This window comes from Rhodobium gokarnense (genome assembly GCF_025961475.1).
GTDB lineage: Bacteria > Pseudomonadota > Alphaproteobacteria > Rhizobiales > Rhodobiaceae > Rhodobium > Rhodobium gokarnense.
In genome coordinates this window covers 215,646-242,046 of sequence record NZ_JAOQNS010000001.1, presented here as the reverse complement: position 1 = coordinate 242,046, position 26,401 = coordinate 215,646, and the positions used below count along the sequence as shown (strand labels likewise).

Below are 26,401 nucleotides of genomic sequence, written 5' to 3'. Positions count from 1 at the left end.
CGATCCTTACGAGGTGAACGGGTTGGCGAAGAGCACCAGGAGGGCGATGACGAGGCAATAGATCGCCATCGTCTCGATCATGGCAAGGCCGACGAAGAGCGTCCGCGAAAGGGTGCCGGCGGCATCCGGTTGGCGGGCGATGGCGTCCATCGCCGCGGCCACGGCCCGCCCCTCGCCGAGCGCCGGCCCGATGGCGCCGAAGGAAACGGCGATGGCGGCGGAAAAGATGCTGACGATCTCGATCCAGTTCATGTTGAGCCTCGTTGGGGTTGTTGGCCGCCCTCGGAGGCGGCGGCGCCGATGAAGACGGCGGCAAGGACGGCGAAGATGTAGGCCTGGACTGCCCCTGTGAGGAGCTCCAGCGCCATCAGCGGGATCGGCACCAGGAGGCCGGCGAGCGACAGGATGATGCCGACGACGAAGACGCCGCTCATGACGTTGCCGAAGAGGCGCACGATCAGCGAGAAGGTGCGGGTGATCTGTTCGACCAGGTTGAGCGGGATCATCACCCAACTCGGCTCCGCGAAGGTTTTCAGGTACCCGCCGGCCCCGCGCGCGCGAACGCCGAACCAGATGGTCGCCCCAAAGACGATGAGGGCGAGCGCCGCATCGGTCTCGATATGCGCCGTCGGCGGCTCGACGCCGGGCACGATCGACATCCAGTTGGCGATGAGCACATAGAGCAGGATGGTGCCGATCAGCGCCCGCAATGGGGCCGGATCGCCGCCGACGATGTCGCGGAGCTGGCCGTCGATGGCGGTGACGAACAGCTCCAGCGCCGCCTGCGTCCGGCTCGGACGGAGTTTCAGCCGGCGCGTAAGGATCGCGCAGCCGAGCGCCAGCACCGCCATCAGGACCCAGGTCACGATCACCGGCTCGGTGATCGGCACCGGCCCGACAAAGAAGGCCGGCTCCAGGACGAGGGGCGAGCCGTTCATGCCGCGCCCCCGTAGCGTCTGACCGCAACCTGCCTTGCGGCGAGCACACCGACCGCGCCGGCAAGCAGCGCCAGCGCCCCGAATTGGGCAAGCAGCACGAACGCGCCGATGAGGACGGCAAAGCGGAGGACGACGACCGCAATCGCCGCGACTGCGGAACCGGACCCGAGCAGCATCTGCGTGTTCCACCAGAGCAGCCGGAAATGCAAGAGGCCGACCGCGAACCCGGCGGCTAGGCCGAGGGCGAAATGGAGAAGGAGGGGAAGGATCCCAGCCGTCATTGTCTGTGCATCCATTTCCAGGCCGACCAGAAGCCGATGACCGCACCGACCATCAGCAGCGGCGCGGAGAAAAAGACGCCTGTCTCAAATGTCCGGTCGAGCCAGCGCCCAAAGAAAAGCCCGATCAGCATCGGCACGACGATGGCCCAGCCGAGAATGCCGATCTGGCCGAACCGCTTGCCGAGCGAGGGTTCCGGCTCGTTGCGCGCCCGGTCGTGGCCGGCAGCCGCGCGCCGCGCCGCCTCGGCCAACTGGTCGTCCTCGCTCACGGCGCCTCCTCCGGCTGCGCTTGCCGCGCCATGGCGGAGCGTCCCTGCGGGCGCAGAAAGCGCATGAGCTGGCGCACCGCCTGGGCGTGGAGGCGCATCTGCTCGACCCGGGCGCGCCGGTCGACATCCGCCTCCTCCTCCCGTTCCGCATGGACCGTGGCTTCCAGCCGCTCAAGGTCGTCGCCCAGGACGCCCTCGCGACAGGCCACGGCCACCTCGCGGCCGTTGTTGACAGTGAAGACGGCCCCGCGGATCGCGCAATAGCGCATCGCCCCGTCCGCAAGACGCCAGCGCACCACGGAGGCCGGCAGCACGGTGAGGAGATCGGTGTGCCCCGGCAGGATGCCGAAGCTGCCGCTGAGGTCCTCGGCCCGCACGGCCTCAACCTCGATGCCGTCGACCAGCACCGCCATCGGCGTTGAAATGGTGAGGGACAACGTCATGGCGCGGCCCCCGCTTTCGCCGGCCTGGATTCTTTCGGCCCGGCCTCCGCCTTCGCCCGCGCCTCGTCCAGCGTGCCGACCATATAGAGCGCGCTTTCCGGCCAGTCGTCGCAGTCGCCGGCAAGAATCGCTCGGCAGCCGGCGATGGTCTCGGCGATCCCGACGGACTTGCCGGCAACACCGGTGAACGCCTCCGTCACGGCAAAGGGCTGGGTCAGGAACCGTTGCAGCCGCCGCGCCCGCTCGGCCGTGCGCCGGTCCTCCAGGCCCAGTTCCTCCATGCCGAGCAGCGAGATGACGTCCTGGAGTTCGCGGTAGTGCTCCAAGGTCTGGCGCACCGCGATGGCGGTGTCCGCGTGTTCCTTTCCGACGATCAGCGGATCGAGCAGGATCGAGGACGAGGCGATCGGGTCGATGGCCGGATACATGCCCTCCGCCGCCATCGCCCGCGACAGCACCACCATGCTGTCCACATGGGCAGCGATGGTGGTGACCGCTGGGTCGGTGAAATCGTCGGCCGGCACATAGACCGCCTCGATGGCGGTGACGGCGGCACCCGCGACCGAGGCGATCCGCTCCTGCAGCGCGCCGACCTCGCTCGCCAGCGTCGGCTGGTAGCCGACCCGCGAGGGCAGCCGGCCGAGCAGGCCCGAGATCTCCGCCCCCGCCTGGACGAACCGGAACACGTTGTCCATCAGCAGGAGGACGTTGCGCCGGTCCTCGTCGCGAAACGTTTCGGCAATCGTCAGCGCCGACATCGGCACCCGCCAGCGCGCGCCCGCCGGCTCGTTCATCTGGCCGTAGACCAGAACCGTGCGGTCGAGGACGCCGGATTCGCGCATGTCCAGCAGCATCTCGTGGCCCTCGCGCGAGCGCTCGCCGATGCCGGCAAAGACGGAAATGCCCTGATAGGCCGAGACCATGGCGTGGATCAGTTCCATCACCAGCACGGTCTTGCCGACGCCGGCGCCGCCGAACATCGCCGCCTTGCCGCCCTGGGCGATCGGCGCAAGGAGGTCGATGACCTTGATGCCGGTGGCGAAAAGTTCGGTCGCCCCGGTCTGGCGGGCGAATTCCGGCGGCTTGCGGTGGATCGGCCGGCGCGGCGTGTCCTCGGGAAGCGGATCGCCGCCGTCGCCCGTCTGCCCGGCAACGTCGAGGAGACGCCCGAGCACGGCCTCGCCGACGGGCATTTCCAGCGGCGCGCCGGGAACGCGCACGCCGGCGCCGCGGGAAAGGCCGCCCGTCGCCTGCAGCGCGATGGCGCGCACGGTACGCTCGCCGAGATGCGCCTGTACCTCGGCAAGGATCGGCTTGGCCCCGTCCCGCTCGATAAGGAGGGAATCGTCGATAGGCGGCAGCGGGCCGGCATCGAAGGCGACATCGACGACGGCGCCGCGCACCGCGATCACCCGTCCCGAAGCTTCCGCCGCCTGTTCCATCGACTCACTACCGCAATGACGCCCCTCCCCCATCATATACCCACCGGCCGGGCTTCTCAGGCCTCCATCACATAGCTGCCCGGCGCATCACCGAGCGGCGGATAGCCCGCCTCGCCATTGCCGAGCGGCGGCGGCGCGCGCATCGGCCCGCCGAGGTCGCCCAGCCAGCCCTCCCAGGCCGGCCACCAGCTTCCCTTTTGCGGCGCCGTCCCGGCCCGCCATTCGTCGGGGTCGAGATGGGTCGCGTTCTCCGGATGCTCCATCAGCCGGTGCGAGGCCTTCGGATTGTCGGGCGCGGCGACGATGCCGGTATTGTGGCCGCCGGAGGCGAGCGCGAAGACGACGTCGCCGCCGAGGATCAGCGTCAGCTTGAAGACCGACGGCCAGGGCGCGATGTAGTCGCGCTCCGTCGCCACCACGAAGGCCGGCACCTCGATGTTCTCCAGGAAGATGCGCTCGCCGGCGACCCTGAACCGGCCTTCGGCAAGGTCGTTGTTGAGGTACATAGAGCGCAGATATTCGCCGTGCATGCGCGCCGGCATCCGCGTCGCGTCGTGGTTCCAAAGTTCGAACGCTCCCGGAGGTGCGCGCTTGCCGAGGAGATATTCCCGCACCATCTGCGACCACACGAGGTCGCGCGAGCGCAGCATCCGGAACGCCCCGGCCATCGCCCGCTGGTCGAGATAGCCGACGGTTTCCATGATGTCTTCGGTGAGCGCGAGCTGGCTTTCGGTGACGAAGAGGCCCAGTTCGCCGGCATCTGCGAAATCGCCCTGGCCGGCCAAGAGGCTGATCGAGGCGAGCCGGTCATCCTTCACGCCCGCCATCGCGGCTGCAGCGATCAGCGCCATCGTGCCGCCGAGGCAGTAGCCGACGAGGTTGACCGGCGCCGGCCCGTTGATGGCGGCAACGGCATCGAGCGCGGCCATGACGCCGAGCCGGCGATAGTCGTCGAGCGCAAGGTCCCGGTCCTCCGCATCCGGGTTCTTCCAGGAGATGCAGAAGACGGTGTGGCCCTTGCCGACGAGGTATTCGACCAGCGAGGTCCCCGGCTCAAGGTCGAGGATGTAGTATTTCATGATCCAGGCCGGCACGATCAGCACCGGATTGGCGTGGACCGTCTTCGTCGACGGGCTGTACTGGATGAGCTCGATCAGCCGGTTCCGGAACACGACCTTGCCGAGCGTCGCCGCCATGGTCTTGCCGAGCAGCGGCCCGGCCGTGCCGTCCGTCTCGGCCGCGCCGACGGCAGCCATGGCATCGTCGAGCAAATAGGACGCCCCGCGCAGCAGGTTGCGGCCCTGTTCGCGGATCGTCTGGTCGATCACTTCCGGATTGGTCAGGGCGAAGTTGGAGGGCGCCGCCATGTCCAGCCATTGCCGGCTGTAGAACTCGACGAGCGCCTCGTCCTCCCGCTTGACCCCGCGCACCGACGTCGTCGCGTTGTGCCACCATTGCTGGCCGAGCAGGAACGCCTGGTAGGCGATGCTGAACGGCGGCGCCTGCCATTGCGGTGCCGAAAAGCGCTTGTCCTGGGCGAGCGGATCGATGCACGGCGCGACCTCGCCAGCCGGCGACAGGGCGCATTTGGCCGCATAGGTGCCGAGCCGTGCCCATTTCTTGCCCGCCTTGCCGGCAAGCTCCCATTGCTTTGCCGGCGAGATGGCAAGATGCGCGGCCCAGTCGACATAGGCGCCGTAAAGCCCCAGCAGCGACAGCCCGCCGCTCATCTGCCCGTAGGCCGCATGGAGCTGGCGGTCGAACTCCAGCGCCGGCTGTTCGGTCCGCCCGTCGTCCTGCGGAGCGCTCACCGAACGGGCAGCACCCGGCAATGGCACGACCTTCGGCGCCGGGACGCCGGCAGCCGCCTTGGCTGTCCGCCGTCCCGCCGCATGGCGCGACCCTATACTGCGCTTCCGGTCCTTTGTGCCACCTGCCCCGCGATGCATGCTGGTCATGGCTCAGGCCGCCGGGCGAATGCCGCCCGCGTCGGTGCCCACCGTCGCCTCACGGCTGATCTCCTGCACCGCATCGCTTGCGGTCTTGACGTTGGCGAACGCCACCTTCGTGAATTCGTCGGTGTAGCCGGTGAAGGCCTCGCTCCAGAAGCCAAGCCAGGCATCCATCATTTCCATTGCGTCCTTGCAGTCCGCGATCTCGTCGATCAGGTCCCGGTCCTTCTGCAACCGGTTCCGAAGGAAATCGAGAACCTCGACATTGGTGTCGATGGCGGTGGTGGCGAGGCGGCTCTGGGTGCGGGCCATCGCGACCAGTCCGGTGGACATGGCCTCCGGCAGGAAGGCCGCCGGCATCCCCGCCGCCATGGTCGCCGCCTGCTTTGTGCGCTTGGTGGTCATGGTCAGTCTCCTTGTCGTGTCCCTGGTGCTGCATATGTGCATGCCGGCCGGCACGACCGCCGCGGACGGGCCGCAAGAAAGGCCCCGCCGGAACCGGCGATCCGAAACTGTTCTTGAAAACCCTGTCCCCGCGCCTGCCGGATCGGCGCTTTGCCGAAGATCAAACCCGGGGCAGGCATCGATGTTTCAGCCATCGTCCTTCTCCCGTGAAAGAGCACTCGCTGAAACTGCTGGCGTTCAACCAATCGCCGATTGCCGCGACCGCATGGTAACGCCTGTAACAAATTTGGTGCGCCGAACGCCGGTTGGAATGCGGTAGTTCGACGCAACACCGGTAGCATGTGCCGATAGAGGTTCAACCCCAGGGCGGTGCAGCAGATCCGCCGCGGGTCTTTCCCGAGAGCCCGCTTGCGCCGCGCGGTGCGATACCGTCTAACCCTGCCGATGGACAGCGATCGCACGACATTTGCCGCCTCCGCCACCGTGGTGGTGACGGGGATACTCTGGGGGCTCTACTGGCTGCCGGTGCGCCGGCTGGCCGACCTTGCCCTGCCCGGCGCCTGGGGCTCCCTTGCCATTGTCGGTGCGGCGACGCTGCTGCTGATGCCGTTCGCGATCCGCGGCCGGCGCGGCCTTTTGGCGGCAGGACTGCCGGCCGTCGCCTCGGTCGCGTTCGGCGGCCTCGCCTTCGTGCTTTACTCCATCGCCCTGGTCTATGGCCGGGTCGCGATCGTCATCCTGTTGTTCTTCCTGACGCCGGTGTGGAGCACCCTCATCGGCCGCTTCGTCATGGGCTGGCCGACGCCGGCCTTGCGGATTGCCGCGATCGTCGTCGGCCTTCTCGGCCTTGTCGTCATGCTCGGCGCGGGTGGCGAGATTCCCGTCCCGAGGGGCACCGGCGAATGGCTGGCGCTCGTCTCCGGCCTCCTGTGGTCGGCGGCAACGACCGGCATCCGCACAAAGGCGAGGCTGGAGCCGGGCGCGGCGAGCTTCGTCTTTGCCGCCGGCGCCCTTGCCGGCGCGCTCGCCCTGGCGCCAGTCCTGGAGCCATGGCCCGGCGTTGCCGCCATCGTGCATCCCTTGCCCGCCCTCGGCTGGATCGTTGCTGCGGGCGGCATCTGGTGGGGCGCGTCGATGGCCGGGCTGATGTGGGCGACGCCCCGGCTCGAGCCCGCCCGCGTCGGTATCCTGTTAATGGCCGAGGTGCTGATCGGCGCCGTCTCCGCCGCACTTCTTGCCGGCGAGCACCTCGGACCTTGGGAGTGGGCCGGCGGCGCGCTGGTGCTCTGCGCGGCCGTTCTGGAAGTCTGGCCGGTCGGCAAGACGACCCGGCCGAGCTAGCCGCGAAACTCCCCGGCCACATCGGCGATGATGCGCGCAATCTGGCGGCAGTCGTCTTCGCTGAACGTCAGCGGCACGCGCATGTCGCAGGTGGTGGCAAGCACCCGTTTCGTGTTCGGCAGATCCGGCAGGTCGGCAAGGTATTTCCAGCTATCGTAGCGGCTGGTGAAGGCGACCGGCTCGGCGGCGCCGAACCATTTGAGGTCGACGCCCCGCGCCGCGCATTTCTCCACGAAGTTCGGGATGCGCTCCGCGCCGATGCCGTCCGCATGGAACTGAATCGACGAGCCGACGAACGCCTCGTGCTGCAGGCGCTCCACGATGCGAAGGCCGGGCGCGGCCCTGAGACCCTCTTCGAGGACACGGTAGCGCGCGTTCCAGCGGGCGATGTTGTCGTCGAGGCTGGCAATCTGTTCGCGCAGCAGCGCGGCACGAAGGTTGTCCATCCGGGCCGACAGGTTCGGCGTTTCCAGTCGCACGCGGTCAAACACCTCCCTATCGGGAATCGCGCCGTGCCGCTCATAGAGCATGTAGGAGCCGGAAAGGACGACGGCACGTGCCGCGACATCGGGATCGCTGGTCGTCAACAAGCCGCCCTCGCCGGAATTGATGTGCTTGTAGGTCTGGGCGGAAAAGCCGGAAACGCGGCCGAAATTGCCCGACAGCGTGCCGTTCCAGCGCGCCCCCATGGTGTGGGCGCAGTCTTCGACCAGGGTGATCCCAAACTCCTCGCAGATGCCACAGATCGCCTCCATGTCGGCGATGTGGCCGCGCATGTGCGAGAGCATCAGAACCTTCGCGACGCTCGCCTCGGCCTTGGCGCGGAGGTCATCGAGGTCGATGTGCCAGTTGTCGTCGATTTCGACGAACACCGGAACACCGCCGGCCGCATGGATGGCGCCCGGCACCGGCGCCAGCGTCCAGGCATTGGCGAGCACCTTGTCGCCGGGCGCGACGCCGATGGCCCTCAGGCCGATCTGCAGCGCCTGGCCGCCCGAGGAGCAGGCAAGGCAGTAGTCGCTGCCCTGATAGGCCGCATAGTCCCGTTCCAGGAGGGCCGCCTCGGAGTCTTCGCCCGGTCCGGTGTTGTAGCGGTGGAGGCGCCCGGTGCGCAGGATCTCCACGGCGCGTTCGATCGCCGCCTCGGGGATCGGCTCCTGCTGGGTGAAGGATTTTTCGAACCGTTCGGGCGTTGCGTCCTTGAGCATTTTCCCTCCCCCGGCGGCCTCATTATCCGTGCCGCCGCAGTACCTCGCCGGAATTGACGTCCGTCCGTTCGCCGTCGCGCATGGCGATGCCGCCATTGACCATCACATGGGCGACGCCCGTGGCGTAGCGGCGCGGATTGTCCACATCCGTATGGCTTTCGATGGTCTTTGCATCGAATACCGTGATATCTGCCCGCGCGCCAACCTTGAGCGTTCCCCGGTCGGCAATGCCGAGCCGCGCCGCCGGCAGCGAGGTCAGCCGGCGCAGTGCCTCGCCAAGCGTCAGCACGCCCCTGTCGCGCACGTAATGCTGCAGGAACCGCGCCGCCCAGCCATAGCCCGACAGCGAGCCGATATGGTGCTTGAGGCAGCCATAGGGCGCCAGCGCCAGCGTATCGGAGATGACAGCGCAATCGTCGTGGCCGAGGGCCAACTCGATGTCGTCCTCGGAAAACGACTGCGAGGTCCACATGAGCTGGTTCATGTCCTCGTCCTCTTCCACGAGGAGGTCAAGGACGGCGTCATAGGGATCGGCGCCGCGCTTGCGGCCGATCTCGTCGAAGGTCATGCCGACGAGGTCCTGGTTGGCGTCCGACTGCATCAGGACGATCTTGTCCCAGATGCCGGCGCTGACCAGCCGCCACATGGGACGCGGGTTTTTCTTGATCCGCGCGCGCATCGCCGGGTCGGTCAGCCGCTGGCGCACGGCGTCCACCCCGCCCTCCTGCGCCCATTGCGGCAGGATGGCGAGCACGCGGGTGTGGCTCCAGTCATGCGGGATGACGTCGAAGGCGACGTCGGTGCCGCGGGCCCGCGCGCTGGAGCACATCTCCAGCGCATGCTGCATGGCGTAGTCGGGCGCGCCGTATTTGGGCTGGATGTGGGAGATCTGCAGCCGCGCTTCCGCCGCACGCGCCGTCGCCAGCGCCTCGCCGAAGCCGAGGTCGTAGAAGCGGTCGCGATTGCGCACATGGGTGGCGTAGAGGACGTCGTATTTGGCGGCGAGCTTAGCCATCTCGGTGAGCTGGTCCGGATCGGCTAGGCTGCCGGGCCAGTATTCCAGGCCCGTGGAAAAGCCGTAGGCGCCGCCTTCGAGGCTCTCTTCCAGGAGCGCCTTCATCTCGTCGACTTCCTCGTCACTCGCCGGCCTCAGCGCATCGCCGAGGACGGCGCGGTGGATCGTGCCGTGGCCGACGAAGGCGGCGACGTTGACCCCGAGGGCGACCCCATCGAGGTGGTCGAGATAGTCGGCGAAGGACAGCCAGTCGACGTCGACCGCACCCTCGGTGAAGCCCGGCGCCATCAGCTCGATATCGGCCTTGTTGCGAGCCGGGGCACAGGAGACACCGCACTGGCCGACGACCTCGGTGGTGACGCCCTGGTGCACCTGGCTTTCCGCCTTGCCGTTGGCGGCAAGCGTGAAGTCGGAATGGGTGTGGAGGTCGATGAAGCCCGGCGAGACGGCAAGGCCCGCCGCATCGAGTTCGACCTCGCCGGCGTCCTCGATCCGGCCGATCGCCGCGATCCGCCCGTCCTTGATCCCGATGTCGGCAAGGATTTCGTCCGCACCCGTACCGTCGAAGACACGGCCGTTCCTAATCACGATGTCGAGCATGCGATCCTCCATAAAAATCTGAAGCGGATGTCAGTGCCGGGCCGGGCCGTAGACCATGTCCGGAAAGAAGGTCGCCACGTCGGGAAGGAAGATCAGCAGGAGCATCCCGAGGATGTAGGCGACGATATAGGGCAGGACGGCAACGGATATCTGCTCAATGGTGACGCCCGATATCCGCGAGGCGACGTTGAGGTTGCCGCCGAGCGGCGGCGTCAGGAAGCCGATCTCGCAGGTGATCACGGTAAAGACGCCGAACAGTACCGGATCGACCCCGAGGCTGGTGACCAGCGGCAGGAAGACGGCGGTGAAGAGGATGATCTGCGCCAGGCTCTCCATGAAGGTGCCGATGATGATGTAGAAGATGCCGATCAGGATCATCACCAGATAGACGTTCGTCGTCAGCGAGGTGATGCCCTCCTTCACCGCGCTCGGAATGTCGTAGAAGGCGGAAAGCTGGCCGAAGGCGAGCGTCGGCGTCAGAAGGATCAGGATGCCGGTGAGGAGCGCGGTGAAGCGCAAGGACTCGATGACCTTCTTCATCGTCAGTTGGCCGTAGACGAAGACGCCGACGAACAGCGCGTAGAAGACGGCGACCGAGGCCGCCTCCGTCGGCGTGAAGACGCCGCCATAGATGCCGCCGAGGATGATGAGCGGCGCGCCGACCGCCCATTTGCCGTCCCACAGCGCCTTGCGGAACGGGCCCCAGGAGAACGGCTCGCCGGAGCCGCCATAGCCGCGCCGGACCGCGATCGCGTAGGTCGTCAGCATCAAGAGGACGGTGATGATGATCCCCGGCACGATGCCGGCCAGGAACAGCCGCGGGATCGAGGTCTCCGAGACGAGGCCGTAGATGATCATCAGGTTGGACGGCGGGATCAGGCTGCCGAGCGCACCGGCCGAGGCGGCGATGGCGGCGGCGAACGGCACGGAATAGCCCTCGCGCTGCATCGCCGGGATGGTGACGGAGCCGATGGCCGCCGTCGTCGCCGGGCCGGAGCCGGAGAGCGCGGCGAACAGCATGCAGGCAAAGCAGGTGACGAGGCCGAGCGAGCCGCGATAGGCGCCGACGAGGCTGGTGGCGACGGAGATCATCCGCTCGGCCATGCCGCCGACCTCCATCAGCCGTCCGGCGAGCACGAAGAGCGGGATGGTCAGCAACGGAAATGGCGTCAGGCTCGAATAGCCGGTCTGCGCCATCAGCGTGAACGGGATGTCGATCAGGTAGAGCGCCAGGATCGTCGTCAGCCCGACGGCGGCAAAGAGCGGCATGCCGACGACGGTGAGCGCCACGAAGACCGTGGCAAGGGCGGAAAGCGGGCTCATTTCTCCACCCCCGTCTCAAGGTCGATCTGGTGTTCCGGCCGCATGCCGGGAAAGCCGGGCCGGCCGTCGCGCAGCCAGATGACGTAGATCTGGACGAGGCGCGCGAGCATCAGCCCGTAGCCGATGACGAGGATGGACTGCGGGTAGAGCTGGTCGATGCCGAGCCGCGGCGAGCGCGAGGTGAATTGCGCCAGCACCGAGAGATAATCCGCACTGATGACCAGCATCATCACCGAGAACGCGGCCCAGCCGAGATCGGCGAGCACGATCGAGGCGAGCGCGGCCCGCTTCGGCAAAAGCATGACGCCGGCCATGATGCGGATGTGGAAGCGTTCCCGTACGCACAGGGCCGCGCCCATATAGACGGCCCAGACCATGGCCATCGCCGCCACCTCCTCACTCCACTGCAAGGCGGTGTGGAACAGGTAGCGCATGATCACCTGCAGGAAGACGCAGACGGCGACGACGGCAAGCGCGACGCAGCACACGGCCTCTTCCAGATGACGTTCGAGCCAGGCGAGGATGGGCATGGGTCCGGGTCCGGATATGCGGCGCGGCGGTTCGCACCGCCGCGCCGAACGTGCCTTACTCGGCCGCAGCCTGGATGGCGTTGACAAGGTCGGTGAAGGCCGCGCCGCGTTTCGCCGCGAACGCCTGCTGGACCTTCTGGGCGGCCTTGATGAACGGGCCGCGCTCCGGACGGGTGATCTCCATGCCGCCCTCGGTTGCCAGCCAGTTCCGGACCTCCTCGGTCTGCTTGAGGGTGATCTCGGAGTGATAGTCGCCCGCCTCCTTGGCGGCGCGCAGCACCGCCTCGCGCTGGGCGTCGTCGAGCTTGCCCATGAACCGGTCGGAGGCGAGAAGCGGCGAGAAGCTGGCGAAATGGTCGAGGATCACCAGGTGCTTGGCGAACTCGTAGAACTTCATTTCCTTGATGACGCTGGTGCCGTTGTCGCCGCCGTCGATGGTGCCCGTCTGCAGCGCGGTCGGCGTCTCCGACCAGGCGAGCGGCACCGGCTCGGCGCCGAACGCCTCGAAGGTGGCCAGCATGACCTCGTTCTTCGGCACGCGGATCTTCAGCCCCTCCATGTCCTCGATCGTGTTGATCGGGCGCACGGAATCGAAGAAGTCGCGGTAGCTCGGGCCGCCGAAGGTCAAGAGGTGGACGCCGGTGTCCTTGCGGAGCTGTTCGCGGATCCGGTCGCCGATCGGACCGTCGGCGACCTTCACCAGATGCTTGGTGTCCTGGAACATGTAGGGAAGGACGAAGACGTCCATCAGCGGCCAGTGCGGCGAGATGTTGTTCTGGCTGACGAAATAGGCATCGACCGTGCCGAGCTGCATGGCCCGGAAGGCGTCGTCCTCGCTGGCGATCTGGCCGCAGCAATGCAGCTTCACGTCGATCGTGCCGTCGCTGTATTTCTCGACCAGTTCCTCGAACTTGTTGGCCAGGATGCTGTAGCTGGACTCGGCCGGCGTCGACCAGCCCACATTCATCGTCACGTCGGCTGCCTGTGCGGCCATGCCGGTCGATACCAACAGGACCGCTGCCGCCGCTGTCCGGATCATGCTGTTCATAGTCTCGTCCTCTGTCTGGTGCCTGCGTCTCTTTGAGCGGATCGCATGCAAAAACCATAACGGAGGCATTTCGAACTGTGTAATTGTTAATCGGCCGGTATTGATGCATATCTTGCATCATGCAGATGGGACTGAGACGGCTCCGCTACTTCCAGCTCCTCGCCGAGCGGCTGAATTTCCACCAGGCGGCGCGCGAACTCGGCGTCACCCAGCCGGCGCTCAGCCGGGCGATCGCGCAACTGGAAACGGAACTCGGCGTCGCTCTGTTCGAGCGCAACACCCGCAAGGTCGCGCTGACGGAGGCCGGCGAGAGCTTCCGCACCGGCTCGGCCGAGGCCCTTGCCACGCTCCGCAGCGCCGTCCTCAAGGCCCAGAAGATCGCCGCCGGCGACGCCGGGGATCTCACCATCGGCTATACGGACATCGCCATCTCCGGCCGCCTTGCCGAACTGGTGCAGTCGTTCCGCGCCGCCTCGGCCGACGTCTCGATCCAGCTCCAGGAGGCCTGGACCGAGGCCCAGTACCAGATGATGCGGGCCGGCCAGCTCGACCTCGGCTTCGTCACCGGGCCGGTGACCGATCCCGATCTCGATGACCTGCTGGTTCAGGCGGACAGGCTGGTGGCGATCGTGCCGGTCGGCCATGCCCTCGCCGGGGCGACGGCGATCCGGCTCGCCGACCTCAGGGACGCCGATTTCGTGCTCGGGCGCGACGACCGCTGGGCCTTCTTCCACGACATCCTCTACCGCGTCTGCGCCGATGCCGGGTTCTCGCCGCGGGTCGTCCAGCGGGTGCCGAACAGCACGGCAATCATCGGCCTCGTCGCCTGCGGCATGGGGATATCGGTGCAGACGGAACACCTGAAGAGCTACACCGACGACCGGGTGCGCATGATCCCGATCTCCGACCGTTGCGGTCCGGTCGGCACCCACCTGGTGTGGCGGCGCGCGGGCATGCGACCTGCTGTCCAGCGCTTCGTCGATCACGTCCGCCCTCTGGCGCTCCCTGTACCGGAAGAGTTAGGAACGGGCGAACCGCTTCCGCATTGACCAAGGAACTATTGAACCGTTCCCGTCGGCGCGCCACCATCGGGAACGGTCGAGGAAAGGAATCTCATGCCGCACGGTCCGCAACGCTTCATCGTGGTCTTCGGAGGGACCGGTTTCCTCGGCCGGCAGGTGATCGACAAGCTGCTGCAACACGGCCACCGCGCCGTTGCGGCCACGCGCCACAAGCCCAAACACGGCGAATGGCGACACGCGGACATCACCAATCCGGCCTCGGTCAAAGAGGCCGTTGCCGGCGCCGATGCGGTCGTCAATTGCGTCAGCCTCTATGTGGAAAGCGGCGGACTCACCTTCGACGACATCCACGTCGCCGGCGCCCGCACCGTCGCCGAGGCGGCGAAGGATGCCGGCGTGACGACGCTCATCCATCTTTCGGGCATCGGCGCCGACGCGGCCTCTTCCTCGCCCTATGTCTCGGCCCGGGGCCGCGGCGAAGAGGCCGTCCGCGCGGCCTTTGAAAAGGCGATGATCCTGCGCCCCTCGGTGATGGTCGGACCGGGAGATGCGTTCCTGTCGGCGCTCGCCGGGCTGCCGCGATGGCTGCCGGCCGTGCCCCTCTTCGGCGACGGCAGCGTGCGCCTGCAGCCGGTCTCCCTGCACAATGTGGCCCGCGCCATTCGCAATGCCGTCGAGGCCCATAGCGGCGATGGCGGCGTGTTCGAGCTCGGCGGCGCCAGCGTCCTCAGCTACCGGCAATGCGTGGAGACGGTGCAGAACCTTCAGGGCCGCCGGCGACCGCTGGTGCCGGTGCCGATGGCCGGCTGGGCCCTGATCGCCCGGGCGGCCGGTCTTCTCGGCCCCGCCGCCCCGATCACGGAGGGCGTCGTCGCCCTGATGGCCGGCGACAATGTGGCCGATCCGGCCCTGCCCGGCCTTCCCGCCCTCGGCATCAAGGACCCCGAGGGCTTCGAAGAAGTCGCGGGCCGTTATCTCGGCGAATGACCGCCTGACGCCTCAGCTCTTCTGACGCGCCGGCGCGACCGGCAGCGGCGTGCTCTCCCGCATCCGGGCCGCGGCGTGCTTCAGTTGCGCGATCGGATCCCTGTCGCGCACCGGATCGGCGAGCAGCGCCTCGACCACCTGGTCCGGCAGCATCGTCGCGTGGGAGCCGAGCGGCTGCGGCCGGCCGACGAGATAGCCCTGGATCTCGTCGCAGCCTTCCGCCTGCAACAGCACCAGTTGTTCCGGCGTTTCCACGCCTTCCGCAACGATCCGCATGCCGAGCGCGCGACCGAGCCTGACGATCGTCTCCACGATGGCCAGAACGTTCTCCGAGCCCGAGACCGAATGCACGAAGGAGCGGTCGATCTTGATCGAATCGAACGGGAACCGGCTGAGATAGCTGAGCGAGGAATAGCCGGTGCCGAAATCGTCCAGCGAAATGCCGACGCCGAGCTTCTTCAGCGCCTTCAGGATCTCAAGCGCCCGCTCGTCGTCCTCGATGAGAACGTTCTCGGTGATCTCGATCTCAAGCCGCGCCGCCTTCAGCCCGCTCTCTTCCAGGGCGGTGCGGACGCTGTCAAGGAAGCCCCGGTCGCGGAACTGCAGCGGGCTGACATTGACGCTGATCCGCGCCGCGCCGAGTTGCTCGACGGCCATCTGGCAGGCCCGTTTCAGCACCCACTCGCCGATCGCCACGATCCGCGCCGACTGTTCGGCCACCGGAATGAAATCGGCCGGCTCGATGATGCCCTTCTTGGGATGGTTCCAGCGGATCAGCGCCTCGTAGCCGGTGATCCCGCTCGAATGCAGGTCGAGCCGCGGCTGCAGGTAGAGGACGAACTGCTCCTCTTCGATGGCGGCGGAGAGATCGGCCTCCAGGACGCGGCGCTTGCGGACCGCCGCATCCATGCCCTCCTCGAAGATGCAATAGGTATTCCGGCCCTGGATCTTGGCCCGGTAAAGCGCGGTGTCGGCTCGCGACAGCAGCGTTTCCGGGTTGTCGCCATGGCCCGGACACAGCGCAACGCCGAGGCTGGCGCCGACGCGCACCACCAGCCCGTCGCCGCAGTCGATCGGCTGCGACAGGATCGAGACGACCCGGTGTGCGAGGTCGGCCGACTGGTTGGCGAACTGCACGTCGGCCTGGACGATCGCGAATTCATCGCCGCCAAGGCGCGCCACGGTGTCGGTATGCCGTGTCAGTTGGCGCAGCCTTTCGCCGGTTGCCGCGATCACCTTGTCGCCGACCGGATGGCCGTGCAGGTCGTTGATGTCCTTGAAATGGTCGAGGTCGATGAGGATGACGGCAATGCCGATCGGCTTGGTCCGCGCCAGCGTGATGGAGCGCACCAGCCGGTCCGTGAAGACGGCCCGGTTCGGCAGGTCCGTCAGCGGATCGTGCTGGGCGAGGTGCCGGATGCGCTCCTCGGCGGCCTTGCGCTCGCGCAAGTCGACGATCGCCGCGACCCGGGTCGGCAGGCCGCGATAGATGATTTCGCGGGCGCGCACCTCGACCGGAATCTCCGCGCCGTCGGAGCGGTGGAGGATCAGTTCGTAGGGGCCGGTGTCGGCCTTTTGCATCTGCTCGGCGACCAGCGGCAGGCAGGCCTTGTCGACGAATTCCTCGATCGAGCGTCCCTTGATGCGCGACAGCGGCAGGCCGATCAGCGTCTCCAGCGCCGCGTTGCCGTCGATGACGACGCCCTCCACAGAGATGACGATGGAATCGAAGGTGGCGTTGGCGAGCGCCGACAGCCGCTCGGACTCCTCGTCGTCGCGCCTCATATCCTTGTCGAGGCCACGCCGGATCTCCTCGTTCTCGATCGCGTCCATCAGCGAGTTGAACAGCCGCGTCATCCGTTCGGCCTCGTCGCCGGGCTCGACCGGCAGTCTGAGGCCGAGATCGGCCTTGCCGTCGACCAGCCGGCCAACTGCATCCTCCACATGGCCGATGCCGAGGCGCGTTCCGTGTTCGGATTCGTTGAGGCCGACCTCTTCGCCATGGGCGTCGACGCGCAGCAGGATGACCTTGCCGAGCAGGTGGAAGAAGACGAGGCCGAGGCCGAAGGCCCAGGCGAAATTGACGCCCGAGCCGAGCGCCTGCACGCCGAGTTGCGCGAGCCGGCCGCCGGCCGGAAGGTTCTCCACCGGGGCAAGCAGCGCAACGCCGAGCGTGCCGACGACACCGGCAACGCCGTGGACGCCGACGGCGCCGACGGCATCATCGACATGCAGCCGGCGTTCCAGCAGACCGATGCCGACGACCGCGGCGGTGCCGCCGAGAAAGCCGATGATCAGCGCGCCGCCGGGCTTCAGCGCCATGCAGCCGGCGGTGACGGCAACGAGGCCGCCGAGAAGGCCGGAGAACACCTTGTCGGGAAGCAGCACCCGCTCGCGCCACCAGCCGAGCAGATAGCCCGCCGTGCCGCCGGTGGCGGCGGCAAGCACCGTGTTGGCGATGACATGGGCGACGGCCGGCGAGGCCTCGAGCGTGGAGCCGCCATTGAAGCCGATCCAGCCGACGAACAAGAGGATGGCGCCGGCGGTGGCCAGAACCGGACTGTGGCCGTGGAACCGCACCGGTTTGCCGTCGGCATCGAAGCGGCCGTGGCGGGCGCCGATGACGATGCAGGCGGCAAGCGCGATCCAGGCGCCGGTGCCGTGGACGACGGTGGAGCCGGCGAAATCGACGAAGCCCATATGGGCAAGGAAGGCGCCCGGGCTGTCGGTGAGTGCCGTGCCCCAGGCCCAGTGCACGAAGGCCGGATAGACCAGCCCGGAAATGAAGATCGAGCACAGCACATAGGCCGACAGGCGCATGCGTTCCGCGACGGCGCCGGAGACGATCGTCGCCGCTGTGCCGCAGAACATCACCTGGAAGACGAAGAAGGTCAGGCCCCAGGCGTCGACGTCGGACAGCATCAACAGCTTGCTGTCGATGCCGATCAGGTAGCCGGTCGAACCGCCGAAGGCGAACATGAAGCCGATGCCGGCAAAGACGACGACCGAAAAGACGAAGTCGAGCAGGTTCTTCTGTGCGACGTTTATGGCGTTCTTGGACCGCACCATGCCCGCTTCGACCAGCAGGAACCCGACCTGCATGAGAAGCACGAGCGCTGCGGCGACGAGCACCCAGGCGAAATCGAGCTTGCGCTGCACTGCAGCGATCGCCTCGGTGACCTCGCTCGCCGCTGCCGGAGCGGACAACACTGCCAGCAGCACTGATGCCAGCAGCATCCAGCGCGCGCCATGTAGTCCCTTGAAAATCATCGGTCGCCCCCCGCGATCCCTTGTATACACAGTGCGGGATTTTCCGGACGACTGGTAAAAATGGAGATAACGACGGCGCGTTTTTGCGCCGAAGTATCTGAGACATTTGGCCCACGAATTTTCAGGGGGTGGAGCGGACCGGGAGGACGCAGGCCCTCTCTCCCGGTCTTTGTCTGCGCGCGACGTCAGGCGACGTCGTGGTCGGCGAGCAGCTCCAGCGCCTTGACCATCGCCGAATGGTCCCAGCCGGCGCCGCCGTGGGCCGTGCAGGCGTTGAAGAGTTCCTGGGCCGTTGCCGTGTTCGGCAGGCCGACGCCCATCGCCCGGGCGCTCGAAAGGGCGAGATTCAGGTCCTTCTGGTGCAGTTCGATCCTGAACCCCGGATCGAAGGTGCGCTTGACCATGCGCTCGCCGTGAACCTCCAGAATCTTTGAGGAGGCAAAGCCGCCCATCAGCGCCTCACGCACCTTGGCCGGGTCGGCCCCGGCCTTGGAGGCAAACAGCAGCGCCTCGCCGACGGCCTCGATATTGAGGGCGACGATGATCTGGTTGGCGACCTTGCAGGTCTGGCCGTCGCCATTGCCGCCGACCAGCGTGATGTTCTTGCCCATCAGTTCGAACAGCGGCTTCGCCGTCGCGAAGCCCTTTTCCGTCGCCCCGCACATGATGGTGAGCGTTGCCGCCTTGGCGCCGACCTCACCGCCGGACACCGGCGCGTCCACATATTCGCAGCCGAGATCGTTGATCTTCCTGGCGAACTCCTTGGTGGCGATCGGCGAGATCGAGCTCATGTCGATGACCGTCTTGCCGGCGGAAAGCCCTTCGGCGACGCCGCCCTCGCCGAAAAGCACCTCTTCCACCTGCGGCGTGTCCGGCACCATCAGGATCACGATTTCCGACTGCTCGGCGACCTCGCGCGAAGTCGCAACCGGCACGATGCCCTTTTCCTTGAGGTCCGCCGGCACCTTGCCGCGGTCGAGCGTCGTCACGGTGTGGCCGGCATCGAGGAGATGGCCCGCCATCGGCGCGCCCATGATGCCGGTTCCGATGAATCCAACCTTGCTCATCCTGTCTCTCCTTTGTCTGTTCCGCGGGGCGTCACGCCCGAACCGTCTGCAGCACCTGCCTTGCGCCGGCCGCCATCAGCCGGGCGTCAGAGGCAATGGTGACGAACTGGAAGCCCTTCTCGATGCGCTTCCTGGCGAATTCCGGCGTGCCGTTGTGGATGCCGGCGACCTTGCCGTGCTCCTTGGCCTTGGCGAGGATGTAGTCGATGGCTTCGGCGGCGGGCTTGTCCACCTCGTCGAAGGTCGGCTTGCAGCCGAGCGCCAGCGACAGGTCCGACGGGCCGATATAGACGGCATCGAGGCCGGGGACCCTGAGGATGTCTTCCAGATTGTCGAGCCCCTCACGGGTCTCGATCATGGCGAAGACGACGACCGTGTCGTTGGCCTTTTCCGGATAGTCCGGGCCGCCATAGAGGAGGCCCCGGATCGGCCCGAAGCTGCGCGTGCCGAGCGGCGGATAGTGGGTCAACTTAACGAGCCGTTCGGCGTCGGCGCCGGAATTGACCATCGGGCAGATGATGCCGTAGGCGCCGCCGTCGAGCGCCTTCATCAGGATGCCCGGCTCCAGCCAGGGCACCCGCACGACCGGGACGGTGTCGGTGGTGGAAACGGCGATCATCATGTTGACCGCCGCCTGGTAGTCGACGACGCCGTGCTGGATGTCGACCGTGAGGGAATCCCAGCCCTGGTGCGCCATGGTTTCCGCGGCAAAAGCGTGCGGAATGGTCAGCCATCCGTTGACGGCGGCCCCGCCGGCCGCCCAGATCTCGCGCAGTCTGTTCGCTCGCATCGAAAAAATCCTTCCTATCGGACCAGGCAGGGCCGCTTGTTGTCGAAGGCCCAGCCCGGAATCAGGAACTGCATGCCGGCAGCATCGTCGCGCGCGCCGAGCGCCTGGTCGCGGTAGAGCGCGTTGGCGGCAAGGATGCGGTCCATGTCCGGCTCGATACCGAGCCCCGGCCGGTCGGGCACCGCGATCTCGCCGTTCCTGATTTCTAGCGGGTCGCGGGTGAGGTTCTGGCCGTCCTGCCAGATCCAGTGCGTGTCGATGGCCGTCACCTTGCCGGGCGCTGCCGCCGCGGTATGGGTGAACATCGCCAGCGAAATGTCGAAATGGTTGTTGGAGTGGGAGCCCCAGGTCAGGCCCCAGTCGCGGCACATCTGCGCGACGCGGACCGAGCCGCGCAGCGTCCAGAAATGTGGGTCGGCGAGCGGGATGTCGACGGCCTGCAACAGGATTGCATGGCCCATCTGCCGCCAGTCTGTGGCGATCATGTTGGTGGCCGTCGGGAGCCCGGTGGCGCGACGGAACTCGGCCATCACCTCGCGGCCGGAATAGCCGTCCTCCGCACCGCACGGATCCTCCGCATAGGCAAGGACGTCACCCCGGCCCTTGCAGAGGGATATCGCCTCTTCCAGCGACCAGGCGCCGTTCGGGTCAAGCGAGATGCGCCCGTCCGGAAAGCGTTGCGACAGAGCCTCGGCGGCCGCCATTTCCTCCTCGCCGGAGAACACCCCACCCTTCAGCTTGAAGTCCTTGAAGCCGTAGCGCTCATGGGAGGCCTCTGCGAGCCGCACCACCGCGTCGGGCGTCAGCGCGGCCTCGTTGCGCAGGCGGACCCAAGGATCCGCGGCATCGCCCTCGGACCGGTAGGGCAGATCGGTCGCGGTGCGATCGGCGACATAGAACAGATAGCCGAGGACCGGGACGCTGTCGCGCTGCTGGCCTTCGCCGAGGAGGGCCGCGACCGGCAGGCCGAGGAACTGGCCGAGAAGGTCGAGCAGCGCGGCTTCGACGGCGGTCATGGCGTGGACGGCGATGCGCAGGTCGAAGGTCTGCAGGCCCCGGCCATCGGCATCGCGGCCGGCGAATGCCGTCTCCATCGCCTGAAGCACGGCGTTGACATCCCCAACCTCGCGCCCCACGACGAGCGGGGTGGCGTCTTCCAGCGTCTGGCAGATTTTCTCGCCGCCCGGAACCTCTCCAAGGCCCGTTCGGCCGGTCTCGTCCGTCAGGACGACGACGTTGCGGGTGAAGAAGGGCCCGTGGGCGCCGCTCAGATTGAGCAGCATGCTGTCCTCGCCGGCAACGGGAAAGACCAGCATCTCGACGATCTTCGGAGACTGCCCCGGATAGGCCTCGATTGCCGACATTGTCCACCCTTTGATGTGGGCAGGATAGGTCTGCGCCATTTTCCGGCGCGCCGCTTCCTGCCCTTATCGTTTCGTCCCCGTCGCGGGGCCGCCCGCTATCTCGGCAAATCTTGAATGAAAGCGCAACCATATTTTTTGCATTTCTGCCAATACGGCGCCAAATGGCTGTTTTAGCGGCCATATTAGCTGTTTTTGACAGAACAAAACCGGGATTGACAGAATTTCCAGATCGCCCCACGATAAGGAATGACAGCGCTTTCACTCCCTGCAATGGAGTCGACGGCACTGCAAAACGACAACCGGTTGCCGTTCGGGCGGGGCGCATCGCCACCTTCGGGACGGACAACGGGGACGGGAGGCGGCATTTGAGCCGCGTGCGCTCACCGGACGCTCCGAAAAGAGAGCGTCCCAATAAAGATTTTCTATGGGAGAAATGGCATGAACATCTTGAAATCCGGGCTCCTTGCGGCCCTCGTCGCGACCGCCGGCCTCGCTTCCTCGCAGGTCCTGGCCGAGGACATGCCGATCGGCGGCAACGTCCGCATCGTCATCGGGTCCAAGTCGACCGGCGGCGACACCTACCAGAACACCAGCATCGTCGCCCAGGCCCTTGCCGAAAAGCTCGACATCAACGTCAAGGTCGACGCCGTCGGCGCCAGCGCCGCCTTCAAGACCATCGACCGGCTGTCCGACGGCAACACCATCATGGTGTTCCACGACCAGTCCTATCTCGGCTATCTCTATGGCCGGAAAGGCTATTCCAACCCGTTTGACGACTACACCGTGGGCCCGACGGTCGCCATCAATCCGGGCAACGCCTATCTGGTTCCGAAGAGCTCGCCCTACCAGACCATCGAGGACATCATCCAGGCCTGCGCCGACGGCAAGCGCATCCGCGTCGCGATCCAGCCGGGCGGCGTCTCGGAAATCGGCTTCAGCGCCCTGAAGAACGCCATCAAGATCCGCTATCCGGGCAAGGAGGCGAACCTCGTCGCCGTCAATACCGGCTCCCAGGCCGACAAGAACCAGCTCCTGTTCGACGGCCAGGCCGACCTCATCAACGGCTCCGTCCAGGCCAACGAGCAATACACCCGCCTGCCGGCCGACGACCAGAAGGCCATGCGCTTCGTCTGGCTGACCGCCCGCCACGAGACCATCGAGCAGGCCAATCCGGAAGGCATGGGCGAGACCAGCCGCGAAGAGCTTCTGAAATACGTTTCGCCGAACGCCTCTGTCACCCAGGACGGCAGCAAGGACTTCACCTTCGATAAGGAGTTCTTCTTCCTCTACAACAAGGACATGTCCCCCGAGATCGTCGCCTTCTACGACAAGGCGCTCGGCGAGATCTTCGCCGAAGGCAAGATCCAGGAGACCCAGAAGAAGTCCTTCTTCATTCCGAACTTCAAGCCTTCCTCCGAGGCTCAGTCCTATCTGAAGGACAAGATGGAGCAGTACAAGACCATCATCGAATCCATCCGATAGGGTATCCTTGCGCGGTTCCGGCCCGGCCCTTTCGGGCCGGAACCGCGTCCTTCTTTGGTGTCGGGCCGTCGTTGCGGCCCGGGAGAGGCCTTCGGGGAGGTTCCGCGATGCCGAGTACCGGTTTCCTCAGCGTCAAGATCGACTTTTCCCAGTCGCATCTGTTTTTCCCGACCATCATCCAGTGGATCTTGCTGGTCCTGGCGATCGCGATCGCGATCGTCTACGGACCCGGCCTGATCCGCGAGTTCCGGGAAGGCAAGCGCCGCCTGTTGCCGAAAAAGGGCGGGTTCGACGCGCTGCGCCTCTTCGGCACCCTGGCGCTGACCGTCGCCTATTTCCTGTCGATGGACTGGGTCGGCCAGTTCTTCCCCAACCGCGGCCTCGGCTTTTTGATCATGTCGGTGCCGTTCATGTTCGCGCTGTCGCTGCTCTATGTGCACGGCCTCACCTGGCGCCGGCTTGCCGTCATCGGCCTCAGTTCGGTGCTCTCGCCGACCGTCGCCTGGTGCACGCTGGCGCAGCTCTTCCACATCACGCTGCCATGACGCACGCCCACCGGAGGCTGGCCCCGTGGAATTCGTAAGCGCCCTCACCCCGCTCTTTTTCGGCCTCATCGGCTTCGGCGTCGTCGTCGGCATCATCTTCGGCGCCATCCCCGGCATGACCGCTACGATGGCCGTCGCCGTCTGCCTGCCGATGACCTACGGCCTCGATCTCACCAACGGCCTGGCGCTCTTGCTCGGGCTCTATGTCGGCGGCATTTCCGGCGGCCTCGTCCCTGCCATCCTCCTCAACATCCCCGGCACGCCGTCCTCGATCACCACCACTTTCGACGGCTATCCGATGACGCAGAAGGGCGAGGGCGAGCGGGCGCTGAAGACCGGCATCGCCTCCTCCCTCGTCGGCGGCCTCCTCAGCGCGCTGGTGCTGTTCCTGTTCGCGCCGACCCTTGCCGACTTCGCGATCAAATTCTCCTATATCGAGAAATTCCTGATCATCCTGTTCGCGCTGACCGTCATCGCCTCGCTGTCGAAGCGGCTGCTCCTCGGCATCTTCAGCGGCGTGCTCGGCGTCTGGCTCAGCCTCATCGGCGCCTATGACGTCTCCGTCGGCGGCAACGGCGAATACCGGCTGATGTTCGGCTTCATGGAGCCCTATCTGGAAAGCGGCTTCTCGCTGCTGCCGGTGCTGATCGGCCTCTTCGGCCTCGCCACCATCTTCCAGGAGGCGGAGAACGGCATCCGCGAGGAAGTCGCCGGCGACCTGAAGCTCGACGCCGGCAAGCCGTTCTCCTTTGCCGTCTTCAAAGGCCAGATCGTCAACCTCTTCCGCTCCAGCGCCATCGGCACCTTCGTCGGCATGCTGCCCGGCGTCGGCGGCAGCGCCGCCTCGGTGCTCTCCTATACCCAGCAGAAGAACTTTTCGAAGGACCCGTCGAAACTCGGCAAGGGTGCGCCGGAAGGTGTGATCGCGTCGGAAAGCGCCAATAACGGCCTCACCGGCGGCGCGCTGATCCCGCTCTTGTCGCTCGGCATTCCCGGCGACAGCACCACAGCCGTCCTGATCGGCGCCTTCACCCTCCAGGGCATCCAGCTCGGCCCACTCTTCATCGGCGAGAACCTTGCCACCTGGGACACCATGATGGTGGCGCTGGTGTTCGCGAACCTCGTCATGTTCGCGGTCATGTTCTTTGCCATCCGCCACATCGTGAAGGTCATCACGATCCCGAAATACCTGCTCTATCCGGGCATCATCATGATGTGCGTCGTCGGCGCCTACGCCATCAACTACGGCATCATGTTCGACGTCTGGACGCTGCTGCTGTTCGGCATCTTCGGCTATCTCGGACAGAAGGTCGGGTTGGAGATCGCCCCGCTGATCATCGGCTTCATCCTCGGCCAGCAGGCTGAGGTCTATTTCGTCAAGAGTCTGGAATCCTTCGGCACCCTGACCATCTTCTTCACCAAGAGCCCGATCGCCATGTTCCTTTGGGTGCTGATCGGCATCTCCGTCGCCTATTCGATCTTCGGGCTCATCAAGGCGCGCCAGCGCGAACGCGACCACGGGCCCGAGCAATGACCGGCACCGCCCCGATCCTGAAAACCCATCCGGACGACAACGTCTCGATCGTGCTCGTCGAGGGCGGGCTGAAGGTCGGCGCCGAACTCGATGACGGCACAAAGCTGGTCGACAACGTGCCGTTCGGCCACAAGGTGGCGCTGACGGACATCCCTGAAGGCGGGTCGGTCCTGCGCTACGGGACGGTAATCGGCATCGCAAAAGAGCCCCTCGCCCGCGGCGCCTGGGTCAACGAACACCGCATCCACCTGCCCGAACCGCCGTCGCTCGACGCCCTGCCGGCGCCCGCAGCGCCCGCGCCCGCCGCGCCGGCACTCGACGGCCACACCTTCGACGGCTACCGCAACGTGGACGGTAGCGTCGGAACGAAAAACCTCCTTGCCATCACCACCAGCGTGCAATGCGTCGCCGGCGTCGTCGACCACGTGGTGCGGCGGATCCGCGACGAGCTGCTCCCCCGCTACCCCAATGTCGACGGCGTCGTCGGCCTCAACCATTCCTATGGCTGTGGCGTCGCCATCGCCGCGCCGGACGCAAAGGTGCCGATCCGCACACTCCAGAACCTCGCCCGCAATCCCAATTTCGGCGGCGAGGTCATGGTCATCGGCCTCGGCTGCGAAAAGCTGCGGCCGGAACGGCTGCTGCCCGAAGGCGCGACCGGCGACGATGCCACCACCCTCTTCCTCCAGGATCTCCAGTTCACCGGCTTTGCCGCCATGGTCGACGGCATCCTCCGCCAGGCCGAAGGCCACCTGGAACGCCTCGACCGCCGCCGCCGCGAGCCCTGCCCCGCCTCCGACCTCGTCGTCGGCGTGCAATGCGGCGGCAGCGACGCCTTTTCCGGACTGACGGCCAACCCGGTCGTCGGGTATGCCGCCGACCTCATCGTCGCCGCCGGCGGCACGGTGCTCTTTTCCGAGGTCACCGAGGTCCGCGACGCGGTCCACCTGCTGACGCCGCGCGCCGCCGACGCGGAGGTTGCCGCAGCCCTTGCCCGCGAAATGGCCTGGTACGACGCCTATCTCGGCCGGGGCGGCGCCGACCGCAGCGCCAACACGACGCCCGGCAACAAGGCCGGCGGCCTTTCCGGCATCGTCGAAAAGGCCCTCGGCTCGGTCGTCAAATCCGGTACCAGCCCCATCGTCGACGTGCTCGGCCCCGGCGAGCGGGTCCGCCGCAAGGGCCTCAACTTCGCCGCCACCCCGGCCGGCGACTTCGTCTGCGGCACCCTGCAGCTTGCCGCCGGCATGAACCTCCACGTCTTCACCACCGGCCGCGGCACGCCCTACAACCTCGCCGAATGCCCGACGCTGAAGGTGGCAACCAACTCCGCCCTTGCCGGCCGCTGGCACGACCTGATGGACCTCGACGCCGGGCAGATTGCCTCCGGCGGGGCGACCATCGAGGAGTGCGGCAGCGAGCTCTTCCGCCTTATCCTTGAGACGGCGAGCGGACGGCGACAAACCGCGGCCGATCGACTTGGCATTTTCAACGACCTTACGCTATTTAACCCGGCGCCGGTGACGTGACGCTTCCGGCCGTATC

24 protein-coding genes are annotated in these 26,401 nt (G+C 66.7%); 7 read left to right on the top strand and 17 right to left on the bottom strand.

The genetic code is table 11. The annotated features are described in order from the left end of the window. Window positions 1-6 precede the first annotated feature (6 nt). The 8 genes from M2319_RS01135 to M2319_RS01100 all read right to left on the bottom strand — a co-directional run bounded on the left by M2319_RS01135 (window position 7) and on the right by M2319_RS01100 (window position 5,730). Window positions 7-252 carry a F0F1 ATP synthase subunit C gene (locus M2319_RS01135; RefSeq protein WP_264599590.1) on the bottom strand — a complete coding sequence of 82 codons (246 nt, stop codon included), beginning with the start codon at window positions 250-252 and terminating at the stop codon, window positions 7-9. Then, window positions 249-938 carry a F0F1 ATP synthase subunit A gene (locus M2319_RS01130; protein ID WP_264599589.1) on the bottom strand — a complete coding sequence of 230 codons (690 nt, stop codon included), beginning with the start codon at window positions 936-938 and terminating at the stop codon, window positions 249-251. The genes M2319_RS01135 and M2319_RS01130 overlap by 4 nt, the downstream gene beginning before the upstream one ends. Then, complete coding sequence (locus tag M2319_RS01125) at window positions 935-1,219, bottom strand: ATP synthase subunit I (RefSeq protein WP_264599588.1); 285 nt, start codon at window positions 1,217-1,219, stop codon at window positions 935-937. The genes M2319_RS01130 and M2319_RS01125 overlap by 4 nt, the downstream gene beginning before the upstream one ends. Beyond that, entirely contained in the window at window positions 1,216-1,488 is a 273-nt protein-coding gene (locus M2319_RS01120) for an AtpZ/AtpI family protein (protein WP_264599587.1), read from the bottom strand. The genes M2319_RS01125 and M2319_RS01120 overlap by 4 nt, the downstream gene beginning before the upstream one ends. Beyond that, window positions 1,485-1,931: a F0F1 ATP synthase subunit epsilon gene (locus tag M2319_RS01115; RefSeq protein WP_264599586.1), complete on the bottom strand. Its 447-nt coding sequence runs from the start codon at window positions 1,929-1,931 to the stop codon at window positions 1,485-1,487. Before M2319_RS01115 ends, M2319_RS01120 begins: the two co-directional genes overlap by 4 nt. Then, window positions 1,928-3,373: a F0F1 ATP synthase subunit beta gene (gene atpD / locus M2319_RS01110; RefSeq protein WP_264599585.1), complete on the bottom strand. Its 1,446-nt coding sequence runs from the start codon at window positions 3,371-3,373 to the stop codon at window positions 1,928-1,930. The genes M2319_RS01115 and atpD overlap by 4 nt, the downstream gene beginning before the upstream one ends. Window positions 3,374-3,429: 56 nt before the next feature. After that, window positions 3,430-5,184 carry an alpha/beta fold hydrolase gene (locus M2319_RS01105; RefSeq protein ID WP_264599584.1) on the bottom strand — a complete coding sequence of 585 codons (1,755 nt, stop codon included), beginning with the start codon at window positions 5,182-5,184 and terminating at the stop codon, window positions 3,430-3,432. A gap of 150 nt (window positions 5,185-5,334) precedes the next feature. Next, window positions 5,335-5,730 carry a phasin family protein gene (locus tag M2319_RS01100; protein ID WP_264599583.1) on the bottom strand — a complete coding sequence of 132 codons (396 nt, stop codon included), beginning with the start codon at window positions 5,728-5,730 and terminating at the stop codon, window positions 5,335-5,337. 444 nt (window positions 5,731-6,174) lie between these two features. Between M2319_RS01100 and M2319_RS01095 the strand changes: the two genes are divergently transcribed. After that, window positions 6,175-7,071, top strand: coding sequence for a DMT family transporter (locus M2319_RS01095; RefSeq protein ID WP_264599582.1), 897 nt, complete (start codon window positions 6,175-6,177; stop codon window positions 7,069-7,071). Here M2319_RS01095 and M2319_RS01090 read toward each other — a convergent pair. From M2319_RS01090 to M2319_RS01070, 5 genes are read right to left on the bottom strand one after another with little or no spacing between them, the layout of a single operon-like run. After that, complete coding sequence (locus tag M2319_RS01090) at window positions 7,068-8,279, bottom strand: DegT/DnrJ/EryC1/StrS family aminotransferase (RefSeq protein WP_264599581.1); 1,212 nt, start codon at window positions 8,277-8,279, stop codon at window positions 7,068-7,070. The two genes, M2319_RS01095 and M2319_RS01090, sit on opposite strands and share 4 nt — an antisense overlap. 22 nt (window positions 8,280-8,301) lie before the next feature. Continuing rightward, window positions 8,302-9,894 (bottom strand): N-acyl-D-amino-acid deacylase family protein, encoded by a 1,593-nt coding sequence (locus tag M2319_RS01085; RefSeq protein WP_264599580.1) that lies wholly within the window; start codon window positions 9,892-9,894, stop codon window positions 8,302-8,304. Between the two features lie 30 nt (window positions 9,895-9,924). Next, a complete protein-coding gene (locus M2319_RS01080) occupies window positions 9,925-11,217 on the bottom strand; it encodes a TRAP transporter large permease (RefSeq protein ID WP_264599579.1) in 1,293 nt (430 codons plus the stop codon). Beyond that, the gene (locus tag M2319_RS01075; protein WP_264599578.1) at window positions 11,214-11,747 is read right to left on the bottom strand and encodes a TRAP transporter small permease; all 534 of its coding nucleotides are present in this window, start codon (window positions 11,745-11,747) and stop codon (window positions 11,214-11,216) included. Before M2319_RS01075 ends, M2319_RS01080 begins: the two co-directional genes overlap by 4 nt. A 55-nt stretch (window positions 11,748-11,802) precedes the next feature. Continuing rightward, window positions 11,803-12,795: a TRAP transporter substrate-binding protein gene (locus M2319_RS01070; RefSeq protein WP_264599577.1), complete on the bottom strand. Its 993-nt coding sequence runs from the start codon at window positions 12,793-12,795 to the stop codon at window positions 11,803-11,805. 119 nt (window positions 12,796-12,914) lie between these two features. On the opposite strand from M2319_RS01070, the gene M2319_RS01065 reads away from it, so the two are divergent. Next, complete coding sequence (locus M2319_RS01065; RefSeq protein WP_264599576.1) at window positions 12,915-13,844, top strand: LysR family transcriptional regulator; 930 nt, start codon at window positions 12,915-12,917, stop codon at window positions 13,842-13,844. Window positions 13,845-13,910: 66 nt separating this feature from the next. Continuing rightward, window positions 13,911-14,804 carry a complex I NDUFA9 subunit family protein gene (locus M2319_RS01060; RefSeq protein WP_264599575.1) on the top strand — a complete coding sequence of 298 codons (894 nt, stop codon included), beginning with the start codon at window positions 13,911-13,913 and terminating at the stop codon, window positions 14,802-14,804. 12 nt (window positions 14,805-14,816) lie between these two features. On the opposite strand, the gene amt is transcribed toward M2319_RS01060, so the two are convergent. The 4 genes from amt to M2319_RS01040 form a co-directional block, all read right to left on the bottom strand. Then, window positions 14,817-18,074 (bottom strand): ammonium transporter, encoded by a 3,258-nt coding sequence (gene amt / locus M2319_RS01055; RefSeq protein ID WP_264599574.1) that lies wholly within the window; start codon window positions 18,072-18,074, stop codon window positions 14,817-14,819. Between the two features lie 185 nt (window positions 18,075-18,259). Then, entirely contained in the window at window positions 18,260-19,141 is an 882-nt protein-coding gene (gene glxR / locus M2319_RS01050) for a 2-hydroxy-3-oxopropionate reductase (protein ID WP_406682055.1), read from the bottom strand. 31 nt (window positions 19,142-19,172) lie between these two features. Beyond that, window positions 19,173-19,931 (bottom strand): HpcH/HpaI aldolase family protein, encoded by a 759-nt coding sequence (locus M2319_RS01045; RefSeq protein WP_264599573.1) that lies wholly within the window; start codon window positions 19,929-19,931, stop codon window positions 19,173-19,175. Between the two features lie 14 nt (window positions 19,932-19,945). Continuing rightward, complete coding sequence (locus M2319_RS01040; RefSeq protein ID WP_264599572.1) at window positions 19,946-21,295, bottom strand: enolase C-terminal domain-like protein; 1,350 nt, start codon at window positions 21,293-21,295, stop codon at window positions 19,946-19,948. Between the two features lie 438 nt (window positions 21,296-21,733). Here M2319_RS01040 and M2319_RS01035 point away from each other — a divergent pair, with 438 nt between their 5' ends. From M2319_RS01035 to garD, 4 genes are all read left to right on the top strand, one after another. Next, entirely contained in the window at window positions 21,734-22,777 is a 1,044-nt protein-coding gene (locus tag M2319_RS01035; protein WP_264599571.1) for a type 2 periplasmic-binding domain-containing protein, read from the top strand. A gap of 107 nt (window positions 22,778-22,884) precedes the next feature. After that, entirely contained in the window at window positions 22,885-23,322 is a 438-nt protein-coding gene (locus tag M2319_RS01030) for a tripartite tricarboxylate transporter TctB family protein (RefSeq protein ID WP_264599570.1), read from the top strand. Between the two features lie 25 nt (window positions 23,323-23,347). Beyond that, a complete protein-coding gene (locus M2319_RS01025; protein ID WP_264599569.1) occupies window positions 23,348-24,856 on the top strand; it encodes a tripartite tricarboxylate transporter permease in 1,509 nt (502 codons plus the stop codon). Next, entirely contained in the window at window positions 24,853-26,385 is a 1,533-nt protein-coding gene (gene garD, locus M2319_RS01020) for a galactarate dehydratase (RefSeq protein ID WP_264599568.1), read from the top strand. The genes M2319_RS01025 and garD overlap by 4 nt, the downstream gene beginning before the upstream one ends. Window positions 26,386-26,401 lie beyond the last annotated feature (16 nt).